Raw genomic sequence first — 2,719 nt, forward strand, 5'->3', positions numbered from 1 at the left:
TTCTTACCCGCACCCGAGTTCCCAGCTAAGCCGATCAGCAAAGGGCGATGTCGACGAAACCAAGGCATTTCAATTCGAATAATAAACAACCAAATCGAGATTAGTAAGCCCAATAAACTCATTTGCAGGAGCGTAAAAGAGATCTGCGAAGCCACTACCGAAATATCCAAGCCGAAGTGAGCCGGTAAAAAACAAAAGAGATAAAGTAGAATCGAACACGCCAGTACAGAGTAAAGACGTAATGGATATTGGGCCAAAAAAAGAGCTAAAAACGGATAGAGCCAATAGTACCACCCCGGCATAGAATCGGTTGTGATCAATAAAGCTCCCAATAACAAGGCCGATGCATAGATCAGTCCTTGTTTGGTCACTCTGCTGGAGAGCACCAAGCGAGCTAGAACCGCGACCACTAAACCAAAACCAATGTAGAGTTTGTGATCCGCGCCCAAGGGTAATGTCAGAGAAAAAATCTTCATAGCTTCGGGGGATTGCACACTGACGTAACCAAAATGCGAACTTAAAAAGTGCGGGAGAAAGCCAACAGCTACGAGTCCCAAAACTATCGACAACCACTTCGCCAAAAAGGAGTAGGCTTCGCTACGAAATTTAGTATTCCAAAAATAAACCATAAAAACAGGAATGAGAATAACTACGTGAAATTTACACAGAATCGCAAAGGCAAGCATTACGGCCGAAGCCAACTCCCTATTGCGACGACAGCTCTCTAGCGCCAAAAAAACAAATAAAACCGCAAACAGATCGAGCTGACCATGCAGGTAGCTGATAAATATTAAAACTGGATTGAGCCAGTAAAATATAAAAATCCAACGGGGTTGAACGAGAGGAAACTTTAATAAAACTCGTAGAAAACATATATCCGCAATTAATAACGGTGCACGAAAAGCAATCAAGGAGAGTGCATTGGTACCCAACGCCGCATCTCCAAAAATAAAATAAAACACCGCTTTGGGAACCATCATGATCGCAAATAAAACACTACCGTAGGGGAAGTATTGAGTCGGTAATAGCTCCCAAGGATTTGATCCCAGATTCAAAACGGCTTTATCCAAAAAAAGTAATAAATAAATCTGTAGCGACGGGTGCCGGGACTGTAACAAATAGCGCTAACTTTACCACTAGTCCTAACCAAAAGAGAGGATTTTTTTTCATGCACGTCCCTCTTTCCACATCAGATCCCACATGTAACGAATCATTCCCAAAATCGTTTTATAGCGACCAAAGAAATTTGCCGCCCAATTGGAAACGCCATGAATTCTTGGCGGAAAAAAACATTGAAAGTTAACACTTCTAATCCTGCCTTCTGAGCGGAATAGAGCAGGTAGAGATCGAGAGCGAAAGTATGAGGGGGCTGCTTCATATTCTCCAGTAGAGTCGAAGGGAAAACTTTAGGCTGGGCATTGAGTTCGTAAACCTTTAAGCCAAGGATAATCCGAGCGAACGTTTCAAACACACGACTGACGAATCTATCTTTCGCCGAACGTTTAAGTCGCACACCCTTAACGAGAATATTTTTAGAGGTCTGAACTTCGTAGAGTTTATAGGCCACGAACGCATTAGCAGGATCACATTGAAGATCCGCATGAGTCCACCCCACCACCGGCGCGCTGGACTCTCGAAGACCACTCATAATTCCAAAACCATAGCCTTGATTGACCTTCACCTGCACAATTTTGACCATGTCGTGCAGTCTTAAATATTCGACCGTGTCTCGCATGACTTTATAGGAGTTGTCCTTACTGCCGTTCTCTACCAGGAGAAGCGTGAAATCCTGACCTGTCATATTAAACTTGGCCGCAGCTGTAACCACTCGTTCTATTAACTCAGGGATATTTTTTTCTTCATTATAGGCGGGAATAACTAGCTCAAACTTTTTCATGACTTCACCAAATAACCTGGATAGGGCTGACGCGGATGCATTTTATGACCCATAAAAATCTCGTACCAGTAAATGGCCTCTTTGAGACTATTGGCATCACCCCAGTTAATGTATCCCTCCAGAGGAATTTCTTTAACGATCATCCCCTGCTCAATCATGAGGGCAAAAACAGAATCCAAATAAAGTTCCCCGTTGACCCGAACATTACGAGCTTTTACCAGATCTATGGCCTTTTGAAGAAGCTGAGCACTCTTAAACCAAAAGCTTCCCACCAAAAGAGCTTCCTCTTCTGGCTTTGCCGTAAAAGGCTTCTTAACGCCAATCTGCCGGACAATGAGATCTTCATCAGAACTGACATAGCTAAATGAAGTGGGAGTTCTCACTGTACCTGGGAATCCCTTCACCGTGAATATTGCGGCATCGCAGTCGGGCTTAGTCATAAAGTTTTGCCATCGAGCAGGATCAAGCACAACCGTGTGATCACAAGCTGTGACTATCACATCCTGGGTCCCATCAAGTTTATCAATCCCGAGCTCGGTTGTGAGAGCTTGGCCGGGAGGTGTTTCCTGCACAACAACCACAGCCTCGGTCGATGTTGTCACCATTTGATCAGCAATCTGCGGAAGAGTGATGAAAACTGTTCTTTGCGCCTGAGGAAAAGAGTCAAGCGCGCGACGATATATAGGCTGTCCGTCCAATTTTACCACCGGCTTAGGTTGGGATAAGATCTGCGAAATCCGCGACCCCAATCCAGCCATGGGCATCAGTATCTGTCGAATCTGAATTACTTTTATAGCCTCGCCCCATTTATTCAAATTCTTA

The 2,719-nt window shown here is 44.3% G+C and carries 3 protein-coding genes; all 3 read right to left on the reverse strand.

The genetic code is table 11. The features are described from left to right. On the reverse strand, nt 1-1,055 hold a 1,055-nt coding region (locus K2Q26_09160), incomplete at its 3' end, for a hypothetical protein (protein MBY0315675.1). Between the two features lie 155 nt (nt 1,056-1,210). Continuing rightward, a complete protein-coding gene (locus K2Q26_09165) occupies nt 1,211-1,897 on the reverse strand; it encodes a glycosyltransferase family 2 protein (GenBank protein ID MBY0315676.1) in 687 nt (228 codons plus the stop codon). Beyond that, a partial coding sequence (locus tag K2Q26_09170; protein MBY0315677.1) for an NTP transferase domain-containing protein occupies nt 1,894-2,719 on the reverse strand: 826 nt, incomplete at its 5' end. The genes K2Q26_09165 and K2Q26_09170, both read right to left, overlap by 4 nt.

It is taken from the genome of Bdellovibrionales bacterium (genome assembly GCA_019750295.1).
Taxonomy (GTDB): domain Bacteria; phylum Bdellovibrionota; class Bdellovibrionia; order Bdellovibrionales; family JAGQZY01; genus JAIEOS01.